We start from the raw sequence: 17,353 nt of genomic DNA on the forward strand, positions 1-17,353 counted from the left end.
GCAAGGACGGCCCCGGTCACACCGTGATGATCATCCAGGTAGGTCATAGACGGTCGTGGGGATGTCGTGCGCGCCCAGTGTCTCCAGGATCAACGGCTCGACGAGCTCCCAGCTGCCGCCGGCCAGCCCGCAGCCGATCCGCGGCATGTGCACCGACGCGTGGTGCGCCTCGGCGTGCGTGACCAGCGCGCCCAGGCACTCGCGGATCGCCTCGTAACGAACCGGCGGCCCGGCGCCGGGCTCATAGCCGGTGCGGGTGCGCAGGCCCCTCCGGCTCATGATCCCGTGCTGACCGACCATGTTGGCCACCCAGAGCTCCGGCGCGACCGGCACCAGCTGCACCGCGCCCAGCCGGAACGCCGGCTCGGCGGACCAGCGCCGGAACTCCCGCTCCGGCTCCGGCCAGCGGCGCGAGATGCTCTGGACGATGCCCCGGCCCCAGGCGCCGATGTCGTTGCAGACGTGCGCGAGGATCCGCGGCCCGGCACCGGCCGGGTCGGTGGCGTCCCCCTCGACGAAGCTCAGCTCCCGCATGCCGGCGATGGTAGGCCACCCCTCCGACACGAAGCAGAGCTCAGCCGGCGGCGACCCGCGCGTCCTCCTCGGCCATCGCCTCCTGGCGACCCGGCTCCTCGCGGAGGATCGCGGCGTTCAGCCACTCGTCCGGGATCGCGAACGCGTCGACGAGGTTCGCCAGGTGCGGGCGCAGCTCCTTCAGCAGGTCGTTGATCACCCCGGTGACGGCCTTCGACCGGGCCGGCGTCAACCGGCCGTGCTCCAGGAACCAGCCCTTGTCCGCCTCGATGGTGATCAGCGCGTAGAGGTCGCAGAGCCGGTTGAGCAGCGCCTTCGCCGCCGGGTCGGCGGCCCGGTCGACGCCGGCCACGAACGCCTCCAGGGTGATCCGGTCGATGTGCGCGGTGGCGGTCTTCAGCACGTGGTCCTGGACGTCGTTGAAGATGTCGAAGGGGTGATCCTTCTTGGTCGCGGCGCCGTTGCGGAGCCGGCGGATCGCGCCCTCCAGCACGTGTTTCTCGCGGTCCTCGAACATCGTCAGGTGCCAGCCGCGGTCGGTGACCGCGACCTCGTCGTGCCGGCCGGGCACCGCGCCGACCAGGCGCTGGATCAGGCCGCGGGCCGCGGTGCGCTCCAGCACCATCTCGCGGACCTGCTCGGCGACGAAGGTGGCCCGCCCCCAGCCGTCCAGCGAGCCGAAGGCGTCCCGATAGCCGGTCAGCAGGCCCTTCGCCACCAGCTGGAGCAGGACCGTGTTGTCACCCTCGAACGTGGTGAAGACGTCGGTGTCGGCCTTCAGCGAGGGCAGCCGGTTCTCCGCGAGGTATCCGGCGCCGCCGCAGGCCTCCCGGCACATCTGGATGGTGCTGGTGGCGTGCCAGGTCTGCGCGGCCTTCAGCCCGGCGGCGCGGGACTCCAGCTCACGCTGCCGGTGCTCGTCGACCGGGCTCGGGCCGGCCTGCACGTCGGCGAGCGTGCCGACCAGCTCCTCCTGGGCGAACGCGTAGGCGTACGTGGTGGCCAGCGCCGGCAGCAGTTTGCGCTGGTGGGCGAGGTAGTCGTTGAGGACCACCTCGCGGTCGTCGCCGGGCACACCGAACTGGCGGCGGCTGTCGCCGTAGCGGACCGCGATGGTCAGCGCCGCCCGGGTGGCCGCCGACGCCGCGCCACCGACGGTGACCCGGCCGCGGACCAGGGTGCCGAGCATGGTGAAGAACCGGCGGGTGTCGTTCTCGATCGGGCTGGTGTAGGTGCCGTCCTCGGCGACCTGGCCGTACCGGTCGAGCAGCATGTCCCGGGGCACGCTCACGTGCTCGAAGCTGATCCGCCCGTTGTCGACGCCGAGCAGGCCGGCCTTGGGCCCGGCGTCGCCCAGGGTGACACCGGGCAGCGGGTGACCGTCGGCGTCCCGGATCGGCACCAGCCAGGCGTGCACGCCGCGGCTGCGGCCATCGGTGATCAGCTGGGCGAAGACCACCGCCATCCGGCCGTCCTGCGCCGCGTTGCCGATGTAGTCCTTGCGCGCCGACTGGTGCGGGGTGTGCAGGTCGAAGGTCTGCGTCCCGGGGTCGTAGGTGCAGGTGGTACGCAGTTTCTGCACGTCCGAGCCGTGACCGGTCTCGGTCATCGCGAAACAGCCCATCACCTCGGTCGAGATGATCCCGGGCAGGTAGGCGTCGTGGTGCCGCCGGGTGCCGAGGGCCACCACGGCGCCGCCGAAGAGCCCCCACTGCACGCCGGCCTTCACCATCAGCGACAGGTCCGCGTAGGCCAGCATCTCGGCCGCCACCACGGAGCCACCCGGGTCGTCCTTGCCGCCGTAGGCGCTGGGGAACGCCGAGGCCACCCCGATGTCGGTGGGGATCTGCCGGATCAGACGGCTGATCCGGGCCCGAGCCTCGGGGCCGGTCTCGCCGTAGACCGCGGCGAACCCGGCCTTGCCGAGCTCGTCGCGCACCGCTTGCCGGATGTGCGCCCACCGCCCGTCGAGGACGTCCTGCAGGCGGGCCGGGTCGAGGGAGTCGCCGATCATGGAAGAAAGCTAATCACGCGTTCAGCTGCCCTGCCGCACGCCTCGGTGGTCCGATCGTGAGGATCCGGTCACTCCCCCGCCCCGCGGGAGGGCACGGGCCCCGGAGTTTCCGCGCGGCGTCGCGATCCATCACGGCCTATCCTCGGCGGCATGGATCTCGAGTTCACCGGCGAGATGTGGTTCTGGCGAGGACCCGCGCCCTGGCACTTCGTGACCGTCCCGGAGGATCAGTGCGCCGAGTTGGAAGCGGCGTCGTCGCTGGTCAGCTACGGCTGGGGGATGATTCCGGTGACCGCGCTGATCGGGACGACCGGCTGGGCCACCTCGCTGTGGCCCAAGGACGGGAGCTACGTCGTGCCGGTCAAGGCGAAGGTCCGCGAGGCTGAGGGCTTGGAGGTCGGCGACACCGTGAGGGTACGAATATCCGTGTCGGGGGTGAGCTGACCGTGCTCACCGTCGACGGTTACGGGGTGATCCGCTGGCGGATCCCGCCCGGCGGGGTCCTGCTACCGGCCTCCGCCGCCGAGGTGCTCGCGCTGGACGCCGCGGTCCGGGCCGCCACCAGCGGGCACGTGCTGGTCGTGGCGGATCCCGACGAGCCGGTCCGGCTGCCGGTCCAGGTGCTGGCGGACTTCGTCCGCGAGCGGCTGCCGGCCCTGGGGCACGACATCGACCCGGCGGACTGGATCCCGGACCCGGTCGAGGTCGCCGCCCGGGTCGATCCGGACTGCTGGCCGCTGGATCCGCCGGTGGTCAACGCCGACCTGACCGATCTGGTGCTGATCGCGGCGTGGTGCGCAGCCGGCCCGGACGCGCGGCCGGTGCGCCCCGAGGTGCCGCCGGAGCGGTGGGCCGGGCTCGGCGGGTTCGGCGAGGAACCACCCGAGATCGACCCCGGGCCGTTGCCGGAGGGCGCGCTGCTGGTCGGCGCCGCGGTGCACGACGAACGGGTGGAGCGCCTGGAGTTCGCCCTGCTCGGGCCGGACCAGGCGCTCCTCGCGATCACTCTCGCCTGACGGGGAGGACCGTCAGAACGCGGCGTCGTACAGGGCCTGCAGACCCGGCGCGTCGGCCTCGCCGCTGTACCCGCAGATCCGGATGGCTCCCTCGGACGCAGCGACCAGGTACTTCCCGCCCTGCTCGAACTTCCCGCTGCCCAGCATCGTCTCCGACGCCCCGCCCTCCTGGGCGACCTGGACCAGGTCGACCGGCGTGCCCAGGTAGACGTGCGTGACGGCGAGCGTCACCACCCCGCCGTCGATCTCCTGGACGGTGCCCGCGAACGCGAAGTCGGTGCGCGAGCGGAGCAGCTCGGCGGTCGGCTCCATGCACTTGGCCACCATGCCGGTGGCGGTCAGCCGGGTGACCGACGCCGAGGAGATGGCCGGCAGCGGGACGACCGGGACACCGGCCGTGGACTCCGGGCCGGGCGACGGGCGCAGCAGCGCCCAGCCCGCGGCCACGCCGAACAGCACGACGGCCGCGGCGGCGAGCATCGCGACACGCCGCCGGCGAGCGGAGGTCGTGATCGGGGTGACGGTGGCCTCGGCGAACGGGACTGCCATGGTGTGCTCCAGGAGAGGTGCGATGCGGTCGGGAGGCAGCTGCGGCAACGATGCCCCCGGATCGGCGCGGCGCAGGTGTGCGCGCAGGTCGTCGTCGGTCACGGCCGGCTCCCTTCGGTCGACTCCTCATGTCCGGCACGCTCGATCAGCTTTCGCAGTTTCTGTTTCGCACGATGCAGACGGATCGCGGCGGCGTTGCCGGAGACGCCGAGGACCACGCCGATCTGCTCGGGCGTGAGGTCCTCCCACGCCCACAGACGCAGCAGCTCGGCGTCCTCCGGGCGCATCTCGGCCAGCACCGCGGTCAGGTCCGGTCCGGCCGGCGCGGGGCCGGCCACCGCCTCCGGCGGCGGATCCAGCCGGGCGATGCGGGCGGTCAGCCGGGCTTGGCGGCGCCGCCCACGCTCCGCGTTGGCCAGGCAGTACCGGGCGACACCGTACGCCCACGGCAGGTGCTCGGCGGGCATCTCGTCGAGGCGCCGCCAGCACACCATCAGCGTCTCGGAGAGCACGTCGTCGGCGGTCGCCGCGTCGGTACGCCGGGCCAGGTACCGGCGCACGGCGTCGATCACCACGGGGGCGATCGCCTCGAACCGCGCGCGCCGGACGTCCACGTTCACGAACTCCACCCTGCGTCATGTCCGGCCGGGAGCCGGGGCTTTCACCTCGTACCGAAAAAAATCCGGTGCCCGCTGAAACAGCGGACACCGGGTTCTTTCGTAGCGCTGGGTTACTCCTCGCCGGCCCCGAGGTGCCACGGGACGACCAGCGGGTGCCGCTCCTCGTCCCGGACGGCGATGCCCTCCATGGACCGCAGGTACTGCCGGCGGGTGATCTCACCCTCCATCAGCTGACCGCAGAGAACGCCTTCCAAGCTCTGCGGCGCGAAGAAGGAATCCGGCAGGAGCAGGGGATCTGTGGCCGTACGGGCCTCCGCACGGACGCCGCGCACCGCGAGCACGCAGGCGGCGGCCAGGACCAGGATGAGCAGGAACAGGATCAGCATCGCCACCGCCTAATCGGATCACGAGCGGGTCACGTCCGCCCGTCTCGACAAAGCAAACGGATCACAGGGCGTATTGGTTCGAAGGTTTCCCGACCAACTCGCTCCCTCGTCGAGGTGAAGCACGAAGAGTTGATCAACAATCCACCCAGAGTGATGTTGAGCGCGCCGGCCGCACTGATCACCGGCGTGTCGCCGCGGACCGCCGCCCCACGATCGAGTACGGGGGATATCCCCGGGTTTCGCCTTCTGGATAGTGTCCTTCCTGTGCCCGAAAAATACGGACACATATCGACAAATAGCCAGAAACTAGATGGCAAAAACGTCCCGTCTGTCCACAATGCCCAGAGTGACAGTGCAGGGAGCACGATGCCCTACGACTACGACAGCTTCAGCCGCCTCGCCGGTCCCCTGGACCCGGTGCCGCACGGCGACTACCGGGTCCGGCTGCAACCACTGACCCGCCATCGACCGGTGCGCAGCCTCCTCATCACGATCGTCGCGTTCACCCTGGAGGCCACGTTCTTCGGCTGGCTGATCACCGCGACCGACTTCTCCGGCGGGATCGGCCCGGCCACCGCGCTGATGGTCGCCGCGATCGCCCTCGTCGAGTTGATCCGCCTGATCAACGTGATCACGCTGTGCCTGGCGACGATGCGCGCCCGGGACCCGGTCCCGGTCCCGCCGGACACCGGGCTGCGGGTCGCCTTCCTCACCACGATCGTCCCCGGCAAGGAGCCGATCGACATGGTCGAGCGCACCCTGCGAGCGGCCGGCCGCATCGACGGCGGGCTGGACGTCTGGCTGCTCGACGAGGGCGACGACGCCCAGGTCCGGACGATGTGCACGGCGGCCGGCGCCCGGCACTTCAGCCGCAAGGGCGTGGCCCGGTGGAACCAGGAGAAGGGCGCGTTCAAGGCCCGGACCAAGCACGGCAACTACAACGCCTGGGTGGACGCGCACGGCGACGACTACGACGTGTTCGTCTCGGTCGACCCGGACCACGTGCCGCTGCCGTCGTTCGGCGAGCGGCTGCTCGGCTACTTCCGCGACCCGGACGTGGCGTTCGTGGTCGGCCCGCAGATCTACGGCAACTACGACAACCTGGTCACCCGCTGGGCCGAGTCGCAGCAGTACCTGTTCCACTCGCTGCTGCAGCGGGCCGGCAACACGATGGGCGCGCCGATGCTGGTCGGCACGAACAACGCGGTACGGATCGCGGCCCTGCGCAGCATCGGCGGGCTGCAGGACTCGATCACCGAGGACATGGCGACCAGCCTGGCCCTGCACGCCACCCGCAACCCGGTGACCGGGCAGCGCTGGCGCTCGGTCTACACACCGGACGTCCTGGCCGTCGGCGAGGGCCCGTCCTCGTGGACCGACTACTTCAGCCAGCAGCACCGCTGGTCCCGCGGCACCGACGAGGTCTGCGTCGCCGGGTTCCGCCGGCGGATCCCCAAGCTCGGGGTACGCCGGACCCTGCACTACGCGCTGCTGATGGCGTACTACCCGATGACCGCGGTGTCCTGGCTGCTCGGCACCGCGACCGCGGTCGCGCACATCGTGCTGGGTGTCCGCGGCGTGCAGGTGCCGCAGCAGGTCTGGTTCATGCTCTACGTGGACGCGGCGCTCTTCCAGGTCGGGCTGTACCTGTGGAACCGGCGGCACAACGTGAGCCCGCACGAGGAGGCCGGCTCGTCCGGGCTGACCGGGATGCTGCTCTCCACGCTGTGCGCGCCGATCTACGTGGCCTCGCTCCGGCAGACGCTGCTGCGCCGCACGGCCGGGTTCGTGGTCACCCCGAAGGGCGACTCGACGAGTCCGGACCGGCTCGGCACCTTCCGTACCCACCTGAGCTGGGCGGCCTTCTTCGCGGGGCTGCTCGTGTTCGCCGTGCTGACCGGTCGTACCCATGGATTGATGTGGATGTGGCCGGCCCTGAACCTGCTGCTCTGCCTGGCGCCCCCGGTGTTGTGGGCGACGGCCGCCAGACCCGCCCGGAAGGCCGCCACGATCCCCGCGCAACGTGCCGGCGAACCTGTGAGGACGTACGCATGAGCACCCGACCTCAGCCATCGCTCATCCGCCGCCTGCTCCGCGGTCTGGCGATCGTCCCGGCCGTCGCGGCGGTCCTCGCCGCGAACCGGCCGATCGTGGTCTTCGCGGCGGACCGGTACCACCGGTTCAGCATCGACCGGCCGGCCTACAAGCAGGCCTTCGGCCACTGGTCGGTGCTGCCGGTCCCGGACGGTTTCGCGATCAACGCGATCCACGCCGCGCTGCTCAGCACCGGCAAGGTCCTGATCATCGCGGGCTCCGGGAACAACCGGAAGAACTTCGAGGCGGGCTCGTTCAGGACCGTCCTCTGGGACCCGGCCGCCGACACGTTCTCGCTGATCCCGACGCCGACCGACATGTTCTGCTCCGGGCACACGTTCCTGCCCGACGGCAAGCTGCTGGTGGCCGGCGGCACCAAGTCCTACGAGCTGCTACCGGCCGACATCAAGCACGCCGCCGGAGTCATGAAGCTCAAGAACGAGTCGCCGGACCACGGCGCGCGGATCGTCAAGCAGGGCACCCGGCTGGCGGGCCCGGACGGCCGGCAGTACGCGCTGCGCGCCGACGTCACGGTCCCGCCCGCGATGAAGATGCAGCACAACGGGCAGACCATGGTGCACGCCGGCGAGGCCGAGATGTGGGCCGACGCGGTCACGCCCGGCGACGCGGGAGTGGTCACCGAGCCCGCCCAGTACCGGATCTTGGGCCTCAAAAGCGACGAGACGCGGAACCTCTACGGAGTAGCCGACGCGATCACCCGGGAGAAACAGGAGTACGGCGGCGACAACACCTCCTACGAGTTCGACCCCCGCACCGAGCAGTACGTCCGCACCGGCGACCTCACCGACCACCGCTGGTACCCGACCCTGGCCCCGCTGCCCGGCGGCAACGTCCTCGCCGTCTCCGGCCTGGACCGGTTCGGCCGGATGCTGCCCGGCCGCAACGAGGTCTACTACGCGCGTCAGCACCGCTGGTCCGCCGCGCCCAAGCTGACCCGGGTCTTCCCCACCTATCCGGCCCTGTTCCTGACCCGCGACGAGCGGCTCTTCTTCTCCGGCTCGAACGCCGGGTACGGCTCGGCCACCGTGGGCCGCACCCCCGGCCTGTGGGACCTGCGCACCAACGGCTTCCGGCCGGTGCCCGGGCTGCGCGACGCCACGATGACCGAGACCAGCGCGTCGGTACTGCTGCCACCGGCACAGCGCCAGCGCGTGATGATCATGGGTGGTGGCGCGGTCGGCGACTCGCCCGACTCCACCGCGCGGACCGCGATCGCCGACCTGAGCGCCCGCAACCCGGTCTACCGCGCCGGGCCGGACCTCCCGCACCCGACCCGGTACCTGAGCACCGTGGTCCTGCCCGACGACACCGTGCTGACCAGCGGCGGCTCGGCCGGGTACCGCGGCGGGACCTACCGCGGGAAGAAGCGCAGCGACCTGCTCACCGCCCAGATCTACGACCCGAACCGCAACGAGTTCCGCACCGCCGCGGCGCCGTCGGTGGGCCGCGACTACCACTCCGAGGCGCTGCTGCTGCCGGACGGGCGGGTGGTCACCATGGGCAGCGACCCGATCTACGACCGCACCGGGCGCAACCCGGGCGTCTTCGAGCAGCGGATCGAGATCTACAGCCCGCCGTACCTGTTCCGCGGCGGCCGCCCGGCGATCCACGGCGGGCCGGTGGAGCTGACCCGGGGCGCGGTGGTCTCGTACGGCACCGCCGACGCCGCCCGGATCCGGACCGTCCGCCTGCTCCGCCCCAGCGCGGTCACCCACGGCACCGACGTCGACCAGCGCTCGGTCGCCCTCCCGTTCCGCCTCGCCCCCGGCGGCCTCATGGTCCAGATCCCGAAGGCCCGCGGCCTGGTCCCCCCGGGCTGGTACATGCTCTTCGTCGCCGACGACAAGAACATCCCCTCGGCAGCAACGTGGGTCCATGTCGCCTGACCGATAAACCCCATATTGTACGAATACCGCGCCCCATCCGTAGGCTACGAGCCACGTCCCGCCCATGAGGCCGACGCGACACCGCCACCACTCCAGACCGCCCCGCGCCTCCCGGTTCCCGGCTGGTCGTGAGGGGTGCCTCCACCCCGACAACACACCCCTGAGAGCCAGCCGGGTCCCGCAACCCGGCTGGCTCCCGGGGGTGTCTCGGACCCCCGGACACACCCCTGAGGACCAGCCGGGAGCGGGTGGCGGTCAGTTGGTGGCCAGGGCCAGGGCGTAGTCGGGCCACCACTGGCCGGCTTCCGGGGCGCCCTCGCCGCACGCACCGTCGGACTCGCCGGGCCGTTTCACCCAGAGGTACGCGTCGACCCGGTCGTGGCCGGTCTCCCGGGTCGGCGCCGGCCCCAGCGCCCGCCCCGGCGGGTTGCACCAGTGCCCGTCCCCGGAGTCCGCCGTGGTGGCCGGCCCGTTCCCGTTCCGGCTGGTGTCGATCACGAAGTGCGCGCCGCCGAGCCGGTCCGAGATGGCCGTGCCGTACCCGATGTTCGCGTCGGTGGTCTCGAAGTTCGCCACGTTCAGGCTGAAGCCGTCGGCCTCGGCGACACCGGCCCGGCGCAGCGCCTCCACCACCCGGTCCACGTCCTTGACCCAGCCCGGGTTCCCGCCGTCCAGGTACACCCGTACGCCGGGGTCGGCCTTGAACGCCCGGATCGCCTCGCCGAGCAGCGTGTAGCGCTCGTCGGCCGCCGACGCGGAGATGCAGCCCTGCAGCACGTGGGTGACCGCGTCCGGCTCCAGCACGACCAGCGCGGACGAGCCGTGCACCGCACCCGCGAGCTGCCCGATCCAGTCCCGGTAGGCCCCGGCGTCCGGCGCGCCTCCCCCGGAGTGCCCGCCGCAGTCGCGCTGCGGCACGTAGTACGGCACCAGCACCGGGGTCCGCCCGGCCGCCGCGGCCGAGGCGACCAGGGCCCGGGCCCGCTCGGCGAACCCGGGCGCGGCGTCGGCGAACCACACCGCGGTCGGCGCGTCGGCGATCCGGCGCACCGCCGCGGCGTCCGCCGACCGGCCCTCCGCGTCCCAGACCTGCACCTGACCGACGGCCGGCCCGACCGGCTCCACATAGAACTGCTCCACCGGTGACGGGCTGGGGGCCGGCGGTGGATCATCACCACCGGTGGAATCGGAACACGCCGCGAGGCTCACGCAGATGACAACGGCCAGGACCGCGGAACGAACTCTCATATCCTCTATCCAGAAACAGTCAGCGCACCGACCGGGCCACCTCGCTCGCTTCCTCGAGCGTGGCCAGCCCTTCCAGCCGGTAGGTGACCGACCCGGTCGCCCAGATCAGCGTCGGCCCGGCGAGCCGGGCGGTCTCGGTCCGGGACACGCCGTCCCGGCCGATGTAGGTCACCGGGTGCGCCGCGGGCAGCCAGACCGCACTGTCGCCGATCTCCACCCACTGCGCGTCCGGAGCGGTCTTCATGAACACCGGCTCCAGCGTCCCGTCGAACTGGTCGAAACGCACCGTACCGCTCCGATAGACGAGGGAGACCACACGCGGCGCACCATCGGGGTCGGGATCGGCGAGAAGCACACGATCGGGCGACCCCAGCACGTCCGGCGCCACGATCGGGAACTTCGCCCGCCGCTTCGCCTCGGCCAGATCCACGCTCGCCTCGGAGGGCAGCGGGCTCGGCGTGACCGGCAGCGCGCCGGGCGGCCCGTCCCGGCGCAGCTCGACACCGGCCGCGCGGAGCAGCCCGCCGACCGCGTCGATCACCGCGGCGCGGGCCGGCGACAGGGCCGCCACCGCGAGCACCAGGGCCGCGATCACCGCGGAGAGATAAAAACGGCCGCGATGACGGCGCGGTGCGGTGCGGGCGAGGCGCCTCCGGACCGCGGTCCGTTGATCAAGGGCTTCCGGTACGGCGTACGAGCGCCCCAACTCGCGCAACTCCGTGATCAGCTCGTCGAACTCCGGTTCAGGCACCCGGCACCTCCTTCACCGGCAACCGGTCCCGCAGCCGCCCGAGCGCCCGCGCGGTCCGTGACTTCACCGTCCCGCGCGGCAACCCGAGGGTCACCGCGGTCTCCGCCTCGGACAGTTCCAGCAGGTACCGGCAGACCAGCACGTCCCGGTCCCGGGCGTCGAGCGCGCGCAACTGCGCGAACAGCAGCTGCCGCCGTTCACCGGCCACCGCCGACTCGGCCGGGTCGGGTCCGGTCGGCTCCGGCCCGGCCCGGGCGCCGACCCGCTGCAGCAGCCCGTCGCGCCGCCGCCGGGACCGCACCAGGTTGCGCGTCTCGTTCGCCACGATCGCCAGCAGCCACGCCGTGAACCCGGCCTCGCCCCGATACCGCCCGAGCTGCCGGTACGCCTTCACGAACGCCTCCTGCACCACGTCGTCCGCGTCCGCGCCGGCTCCGAGCAGCAGGGCCGCCCGGTGCGCACGCGCGGTGCACGCGCCGACCAGCGTCTCGTACGCGTCCAGATCCCCCGCACGCGCCCGCGCCACCACGGACGCCTCGTCTGCCACCACGTACATAGGACACCACCGATCGGGAACCGGTTCCCGGCGGCCGGTGTCACCGGTACATGACGACTCGCCGCACGTTCCTCGTCCTGGCCGGCGCCGGGCTCGCCCTGTCCGGGTGCCGGGAGCCCGCCGCCAAGGCCGCCACCGTTCCGGACGTCCTGATCGCCGAGACCGCCCGGGGCCTGGTCCGCCTGTCGCCGGGCGGTGCGCAGGAGTACGGCCCCGCCGCGGTGCTCAGCAGCGATGGGACCCGCCTGTCCGTCGTACGGGACAATGTCCTGTCGGAGATCGTGACCGGAAGTGGCGAGGTCACCCGGACCACCGCCCTCGCCGCCGGCTGGCTCCCTCGGGTGGTGTCGCCGGACGGCCGGGCGCACGCGCTGGCACACACCGAGGCGCTGGTGATCCCGCGGCGCCGCAGCCGCACCGCGCTGCTGACCGTGATCGACGGGCGCAGCCGCGAGTACGACCTGCCCGGCGTGGTCGAGCCGGACGCCTTCACCGCCGACCGGACCGGCCTGTTCGTGCTGGACTGGCTGCCCGCCACCGCCCCCGACCACTACCGGGTACGGCTGCTCGACCTCGCCTCCGGCCGGGTGCAGCCGCTGCAGACCCGGGCCAAGGTGCCGGTCCCGGGCGGCGCCGAGGAGCAGATGCGCGGCGAGGGCCGGCAGGCCGTGTTGTCCGAGAACGGTCAGCTGCTGCTCACCCTCTACACCCACCAGCCCGGCCATCAGCACACCCGCGACCTGCTCTCCGGGCGGCCCGGCAACGCGCACGCGTTCGTGCACGTGCTGCACCTGTCCGAGCACTGGGCCTACTGCCTGGACCTGCCGCACCCGTTCGGCGAGGGTCCGCCGGCCGGGCACGCCCTGGCCGCGGACGCCACCGGGCTGGCCGTGGTCGACGCGACGAGCGGGCAGCTGGCCTACGCGAACCTGGAGACGCTGCAGATCGACCGGACCGCGCCGGCCCGGCTCCCGGCCGGTGCGACCGCGGCCCTGCTGCTGACCGGCGACCGGCGCACCCTGGCCGGGGCCGACGGCCAGGTCAGCGTGCTGGATCGGGACAGCGGCGCGGTCCGCGGGAGCTGGCCGGTCCCGGCGCCGCTGTCCGGCCTGGGCCTCAGCGGCGACGGCGCCCGGGTGTACGCCGGCACGCCCGGCGCGGTGACCTGGCTCGACGCGGCGACCGGCGAGGCGACCGGCCGGGTCGAGGTGGCCGGGCTGACCGCGCTGCGCCACGTGGCCTGACTTCTCAGCCGTCCGCGGGCACGGCTTCTCAGGTCTGCGCGGGCGCGGCTTCTCAGGTCTGCGCGGGCGCGGCTTCTCAGGTCTGCACGGGTGCGGCCGATGGGCCGCACATGCTGCTCCGCTGCTACGCCGCGGTCACCACCCTGCTGGTGGTGACGTATCTGGCGTGGCCGTTCGATCTCCGGCAGTGGCCGTTCCTGCTGGTCACGCTGGGTGCGGTGATGCCCGCCGTGGTGGTGGCGCTGCGCCGGGCGCCGCGCGGGGCCCGCTCGCCGTGGTGGCTGATGCTGACCGCGATGACGTTCTTCAACGTCGGCAACCTGATCTGGATCTGGCTGGCCACGGCCGGTCACCGGGCCAGCGGCGACGGCAGCATCGCCGAGCTGTTCTACAGCGGTGGCGGGTTGTTCCTGCTGGTCGCGGCGATCGCGCTGGTCCGCCTGCGGGGGCGCGGTGACGTCGGCGGCATCATCGACTCGGTGATCACCGCGGTCGCGCTCGGCGGGGTGCTCTGGGACGCCGTGCTGCTGCCCGCGCTGAGCGCCCAGCACCAGCCGGTCGGCCGGCAGCTGTCACTGTTCTTCGCGATCATGATGATCAGCGGCACGTTCGGCGCGATGCTGCGGGTCTCGCTCGGCAGTGACCGCTCGGCGTCGGTCTGGCTGTTCACCGGTGGTGTCGCGCTGACGCTGGCCGGCGACGTGGCCTCGGTGCTGGCCGTGGACCCGGCCGGGGTGCGCGCGGACTGGACGAACATGGTCTACCTGGCCGCGTACGCGGCGCTCGGCTGCGCGGCCGTGCACCCGTCGGTGGGCCGGGTGATCGCCGCCGGGCAGGCGCCGGAGGACGATCTGACCCGTGGGCGGCTGACGTTCCTGGGCGTGATGCTGGCGCTCACCCCGATGGTCGGCGGCGGCCGGGCGATGTTCGGCCTGAGCACCGACGGGGTGCTGATCGCGTTCTCGTCGGCGGTCCTGGTGCCGCTGGTGATGGTCCGGGTCGCCCGGCTGGCAGCCCAGCGGCGGGCCGCCGAGCAGGCGCTGCACCACCTGGCCACCCGGGACGGCCTGACCGGCCTGCCGAACCGGGGTGCGTGCCTGGACGCGCTGACCACCGCCCTGGCCCCGGGCACCGCATCCGACGAGCTGACCGTGCTCTTCTGTGACCTGGACGGCTTCAAACTGGTCAACGACCGGCTCGGGCACGCGGCCGGCGACGAGCTGCTGATCGCGGTCGCCGACCGGCTGCGCGGCTGCGTCCGGGAGGGTGACCTGGTCAGCCGGTTCGGCGGCGACGAGTTCGTGCTGGTCTGCCACGGTCCGCAGGCCGTCCGGGCGGTGTCCGCGCGGATCGCCGAGATGACCGCCGGGCCGTTCCGCGCCGGCGGTGCCGAGGTCCGGATCGGGGTCAGCGTCGGCGCCGCCGAGGCCCGCCCCGGCGACACCACCGACGAGCTGATCCGCCGCGCCGACCTGGCCATGTACCAGGCCAAGAAGTCGAAGTCGGTCGGCGCGCTCAGCCTGGTCCTGGCGGCCTGATCAGGCGGTCTTGCGGAACACGTCGAGGACGAACCACTCGTCCTCGTGGTGGATGACCCGCTCCAGGTCGGGGCGGGCGGCCATCGCGGCGTGCACGTTGAAGCCGTCGTAACCACCCGGGTTCTCCCGGTCACGGAAGTGCGCGGAGACCAGGTCGCCACCGGTCTCCAGGCGCGCGATCGTGCCGTCCAGCATCAGCGCCAGATCCCCGGCGGAGAGGTAGTAGAGCAGGTCACCGACCACGACCAGGTCGAACGTGCCGTCCGGGAGGTCGGCGGGCAGCAGGGCGCGCTCCACCCGTACGTGAGGAAGACCCGCAGTCGCGGCACGGGCCTGGACCACCGCCTCGTCGACGCAGTCGACGGCCAGCACCTCGTCGCACCGGGCCGCGAGCATCACGCTGAGCACGCCCACCGCACAGCCCGGCTCGTAGCAGCGGCGGTAGCGCTCCCGCGGCAGGCTGGCCATCGCGACCGCGTACTTACGCTGGTCACTCCACTTGGTGACGTTGTCCCACGGGTCGTCCTTGGCCTCGTAGAGCCCGATGAAGTGGTCGAGGGAGAAGGACGTCTCCGGCGGTACGGCGTCACCCTGGGTACGTGTCACCCGCCGATTCTCCCAAGGTGTCACCGGGCCTGGACGGTCAGGGCACCCACCCCGCCGGACGAGGTGAGCCGGATCCCGTCGTCACCCTTGCCGGACTTCGCCGTCTCGCCCTTGGCCAGTCCCGTGTCGGTGTCGTCGTAGAGCGTGACCGAGCCGGCGCCCTCCTCGAACGTCGCCCGCACCGGCACCTCGCCGTCGGTGACGATCCGCCAGGTGCCGATCCCGCCCTTCTCCACGATGCCGATCGCGTCACGCTGGGTGGGCAGCACCAGGTCGACCGTCGACGCGCCGGCGATCAGCGCGACCCCGCCGACCTTGGCCCCGGACAGGTCGACGCCGGCCTCCTTGACGCCGCCGCGCATCCGGAACGACCAGGTCACCTCGTCGCTGAGCAGCACGTTCAGGCGGGCCGAGCCGTTCTTGCGGCCGTTCGGGGCGACGGTGACCCGGACCGTGCCGTCGTCCACCACGGCCCGTGCGGTGATCGTGCTGTCCTCGCCGACCCCGACCCGGAAGAAGCCGTTCGTCACGTCACCGACCGCGACCCGCAGCTGGGTGACCCCGCTGGCGAGCTCGAAGGTCGCGGCGTCCGGGATCATCGGCTTCTCGGTCGCGCCGCCGGTGGGTGCGCCCGGCGCCGCGGCGGTCGGCGGCACGGTGACCGGGGCGGTCGACGCGGGCGGTGAGGTGCCGATCGACACCGGCGGGTTGGGCGCCTGCGCGGAGGGTGCCACGACCACCGGCGCGGGCTCGGCCGGCGCGGGCAGGCTGGTGGACGCCGCGTCACCGCTGGTCCGCACGTAGGAGACCGCGGCGAAGACCCCGCCGCCGGTCAGCAACAGCACGGCCGCCAGGAAGAGGACCGGTTTCAGGTCCCTTTTCGTACGGTCGTCGACGTCCTCGGCGGTCGCCTCGCGCGGCGGCGGCCCGGTGTGCAGGGCCGGTCCGGTCCGGGTGGCGTCCACACCGGGCAGCTCGTAGTGGTCGGCGGGAGGCCCGAGCCGCTGCGGGGCGTCGGGCCAGTAGTCGGAGATCCGGGGCAGGACCGGGGGCGTTCTGGACGGCTCGTCGGACGGGCTTTCCGTATCGGGCAAAGCTGGACTATCCACGCAGGTCTCCTCGATGCGGCCAACCGGCACCCCATGTCCACGCCGGATGGTCCGCCGAGGTATACGCACCGGCTCCGGGTTCGGTTCGGCCGTCCGGACAAAGATTTGTACGCGGTTCAGGGAAATTGCGGCCCGAACCCCTTGAAATTCGTCACGTAGCCGACAAAGATCCTTATCGCTTCATTAAGTTTTGTTTGCGTCAGGTCCTGCAGGAAGCGAATTACATGCCGGAAGACGACTCCCACCGGGGACCACGGGTCGGCGGTTGGGTGCCGCCGTATTCCCCCGATGCACTGTCCCCCAAACCGCCGATCCGGCCCATCACACCCGCCGCATTCCCGCCGGCTCCGATACCGGGTTTCCCCGGTTGGGCCCAGCGGGGCAAACCGCTGCGGCGACGGGCCGCCGTGGCCGCCGTCGCGCTCGCCACCCTCGGGGTGGCCGCGGCCACCACGGTGATCCTCGGCGACGACGCGGCCCGGACCGCACCGGCCTTCGTGGCCGGGACGCTGCCGGCGGTGCCACCGGTGCCACCGCCGGCCGAGCCGGTGATCATCGCGTCGGCCGTGGCCATCAGGTCCAGTTCAAGCCCCATTACCACCGGGAGCGCTCCCAGTTCCAATCCCGTCGCCAAGCCGTCGAGTCACCGGCAGTCCACCAAGCCGGCGACGAGATGGCCCTCCCCCAGCAAGGCGCCGGCCGTCACGCTGAGTGCCGGCTCCACGGTCGCCCTGACCCTTGCCGACAACTCCGGACAGCGCGTCCGGCACCGCAGCTTCATCGGCCGGGTCGATACGATCGGGGCATCCTCGAAGGCTCTGGATAGGGCCGACTCCAGCTTCACCGTCCGTGTCGGACTGGGGAATTCCGGATGCTCCTCACTCGAATCTGTAAACTACCCTGGCTATTTCCTGCGGCACCAGAACTATCAAATCAAGCTGCAGCGGAATGACGGCTCGGATCTATACCGCCGGGACGCCACTTTCTGTGCGGTCACGATTCGTTCGGGCGACGCACTCGCGTTGCAGTCCATCAATTATCCGAAACGGTTCGTGGTCGAATCCGACTCCCGGCTCGCCCTGCGGGAGACCTCCGCGGACGGCGCTCTGGCCCTCGTGCCGGTTGCCGTGAGCTGACCGGCGCTGCCCTTCGGCCCCCCGGGGCAGCGCCCAGCGCGAAGG

At 72.2% G+C, this 17,353-nt stretch carries 17 protein-coding genes; 7 read left to right on the forward strand and 10 right to left on the reverse strand.

Annotated elements, in window-relative coordinates; genetic code table 11:
• Nucleotides 1-30 precede the first annotated feature (30 nt).
• Complete coding sequence (locus tag ADL15_RS14530; RefSeq protein WP_067689898.1) at nt 31-534, reverse strand: macro domain-containing protein; 504 nt, start codon at nt 532-534, stop codon at nt 31-33.
• Between the two features lie 40 nt (nt 535-574).
• The gene (locus tag ADL15_RS14535; RefSeq protein ID WP_067689901.1) at nt 575-2,548 is read right to left on the reverse strand and encodes an acyl-CoA dehydrogenase family protein; all 1,974 of its coding nucleotides are present in this window, start codon (nt 2,546-2,548) and stop codon (nt 575-577) included.
• A 150-nt stretch (nt 2,549-2,698) separates the two neighbouring features.
• On the opposite strand from ADL15_RS14535, the gene ADL15_RS14540 reads away from it, so the two are divergent.
• Nucleotides 2,699-2,992, forward strand: a complete 294-nt coding sequence (locus ADL15_RS14540) for a DUF1905 domain-containing protein (RefSeq protein WP_067689905.1) — start codon at nt 2,699-2,701, stop codon at nt 2,990-2,992.
• Nucleotides 2,993-2,994: 2 nt separating this feature from the next.
• Complete coding sequence (locus ADL15_RS14545) at nt 2,995-3,564, forward strand: hypothetical protein (RefSeq protein WP_067689908.1); 570 nt, start codon at nt 2,995-2,997, stop codon at nt 3,562-3,564.
• A gap of 12 nt (nt 3,565-3,576) precedes the next feature.
• On the opposite strand, the gene ADL15_RS14550 is transcribed toward ADL15_RS14545, so the two are convergent.
• The 3 genes from ADL15_RS14550 to ADL15_RS14560 form a co-directional block, all read right to left on the reverse strand.
• On the reverse strand, nt 3,577-4,215 hold the full coding sequence (locus tag ADL15_RS14550; protein WP_067689911.1) for a hypothetical protein: 639 nt from the start codon (nt 4,213-4,215) through the stop codon (nt 3,577-3,579).
• Nucleotides 4,212-4,733, reverse strand: coding sequence for an RNA polymerase sigma factor (locus tag ADL15_RS14555; protein WP_067690216.1), 522 nt, complete (start codon nt 4,731-4,733; stop codon nt 4,212-4,214). The genes ADL15_RS14550 and ADL15_RS14555 overlap by 4 nt, the downstream gene beginning before the upstream one ends.
• A gap of 110 nt (nt 4,734-4,843) precedes the next feature.
• Nucleotides 4,844-5,119 (reverse strand): hypothetical protein, encoded by a 276-nt coding sequence (locus ADL15_RS14560; protein ID WP_067690220.1) that lies wholly within the window; start codon nt 5,117-5,119, stop codon nt 4,844-4,846.
• 366 nt (nt 5,120-5,485) lie between these two features.
• Between ADL15_RS14560 and ADL15_RS14565 the strand changes: the two genes are divergently transcribed.
• The gene (locus tag ADL15_RS14565; RefSeq protein WP_067689916.1) at nt 5,486-7,174 is read left to right on the forward strand and encodes a glycosyltransferase family 2 protein; all 1,689 of its coding nucleotides are present in this window, start codon (nt 5,486-5,488) and stop codon (nt 7,172-7,174) included.
• Nucleotides 7,171-9,120: a radical copper oxidase GlxA gene (locus ADL15_RS14570; RefSeq protein WP_083971251.1), complete on the forward strand. Its 1,950-nt coding sequence runs from the start codon at nt 7,171-7,173 to the stop codon at nt 9,118-9,120. Before ADL15_RS14565 ends, ADL15_RS14570 begins: the two co-directional genes overlap by 4 nt.
• Before the next feature lie 255 nt (nt 9,121-9,375).
• On the opposite strand, the gene ADL15_RS14575 is transcribed toward ADL15_RS14570, so the two are convergent.
• The 3 genes from ADL15_RS14575 to ADL15_RS14585 form a co-directional block, all read right to left on the reverse strand.
• Nucleotides 9,376-10,260 carry a glycoside hydrolase family 6 protein gene (locus ADL15_RS14575; protein WP_232344095.1) on the reverse strand — a complete coding sequence of 295 codons (885 nt, stop codon included), beginning with the start codon at nt 10,258-10,260 and terminating at the stop codon, nt 9,376-9,378.
• A 127-nt stretch (nt 10,261-10,387) separates the two neighbouring features.
• The gene (locus tag ADL15_RS14580) at nt 10,388-11,119 is read right to left on the reverse strand and encodes a hypothetical protein (RefSeq protein ID WP_067689922.1); all 732 of its coding nucleotides are present in this window, start codon (nt 11,117-11,119) and stop codon (nt 10,388-10,390) included.
• Nucleotides 11,112-11,675 carry an RNA polymerase sigma factor gene (locus ADL15_RS14585; RefSeq protein ID WP_067689925.1) on the reverse strand — a complete coding sequence of 188 codons (564 nt, stop codon included), beginning with the start codon at nt 11,673-11,675 and terminating at the stop codon, nt 11,112-11,114. Before ADL15_RS14585 ends, ADL15_RS14580 begins: the two co-directional genes overlap by 8 nt.
• A gap of 50 nt (nt 11,676-11,725) precedes the next feature.
• Here ADL15_RS14585 and ADL15_RS14590 point away from each other — a divergent pair, with 50 nt between their 5' ends.
• On the forward strand, nt 11,726-12,919 hold the full coding sequence (locus tag ADL15_RS14590) for a YncE family protein (RefSeq protein WP_067689928.1): 1,194 nt from the start codon (nt 11,726-11,728) through the stop codon (nt 12,917-12,919).
• 110 nt (nt 12,920-13,029) lie between these two features.
• Complete coding sequence (locus tag ADL15_RS14595; RefSeq protein ID WP_067689931.1) at nt 13,030-14,457, forward strand: GGDEF domain-containing protein; 1,428 nt, start codon at nt 13,030-13,032, stop codon at nt 14,455-14,457.
• Here the strand turns inward: ADL15_RS14595 and ADL15_RS14600 are convergent, their stop codons facing one another.
• On the reverse strand, nt 14,458-15,063 hold the full coding sequence (locus ADL15_RS14600) for a class I SAM-dependent methyltransferase (protein ID WP_067689934.1): 606 nt from the start codon (nt 15,061-15,063) through the stop codon (nt 14,458-14,460).
• 20 nt (nt 15,064-15,083) lie between these two features.
• Nucleotides 15,084-16,157 (reverse strand): hypothetical protein, encoded by a 1,074-nt coding sequence (locus ADL15_RS14605; protein WP_067689939.1) that lies wholly within the window; start codon nt 16,155-16,157, stop codon nt 15,084-15,086.
• Nucleotides 16,158-16,579: 422 nt separating this feature from the next.
• Here ADL15_RS14605 and ADL15_RS51400 point away from each other — a divergent pair, with 422 nt between their 5' ends.
• Nucleotides 16,580-17,308, forward strand: coding sequence for an AbfB domain-containing protein (locus ADL15_RS51400; protein WP_198170780.1), 729 nt, complete (start codon nt 16,580-16,582; stop codon nt 17,306-17,308).
• Nucleotides 17,309-17,353: the final 45 nt, after the last annotated feature.

This window comes from Actinoplanes awajinensis subsp. mycoplanecinus (assembly GCF_001509495.1).
Taxonomy (GTDB): Bacteria; Actinomycetota; Actinomycetes; order Mycobacteriales; family Micromonosporaceae; genus Actinoplanes; species Actinoplanes palleronii.

Coding starts and splice junctions, on each gene's coding strand:
- ADL15_RS14530 (WP_067689898.1), bottom strand. CDS start 534: ATGCGGGAGCTGAGCTTCGTCGAGGGGGACGCCACCGACCCGGCCGGT.
- ADL15_RS14535 (WP_067689901.1), bottom strand. CDS start 2,548: ATGATCGGCGACTCCCTCGACCCGGCCCGCCTGCAGGACGTCCTCGAC.
- ADL15_RS14540 (WP_067689905.1), top strand. CDS start 2,699: ATGGATCTCGAGTTCACCGGCGAGATGTGGTTCTGGCGAGGACCCGCG.
- ADL15_RS14560 (WP_067690220.1), bottom strand. CDS start 5,119: ATGCTGATCCTGTTCCTGCTCATCCTGGTCCTGGCCGCCGCCTGCGTG.
- ADL15_RS14565 (WP_067689916.1), top strand. CDS start 5,486: ATGCCCTACGACTACGACAGCTTCAGCCGCCTCGCCGGTCCCCTGGAC.
- ADL15_RS14570 (WP_083971251.1), top strand. CDS start 7,171: ATGAGCACCCGACCTCAGCCATCGCTCATCCGCCGCCTGCTCCGCGGT.
- ADL15_RS14585 (WP_067689925.1), bottom strand. CDS start 11,675: ATGTACGTGGTGGCAGACGAGGCGTCCGTGGTGGCGCGGGCGCGTGCG.
- ADL15_RS14590 (WP_067689928.1), top strand. CDS start 11,726: ATGACGACTCGCCGCACGTTCCTCGTCCTGGCCGGCGCCGGGCTCGCC.
- ADL15_RS14595 (WP_067689931.1), top strand. CDS start 13,030: ATGCTGCTCCGCTGCTACGCCGCGGTCACCACCCTGCTGGTGGTGACG.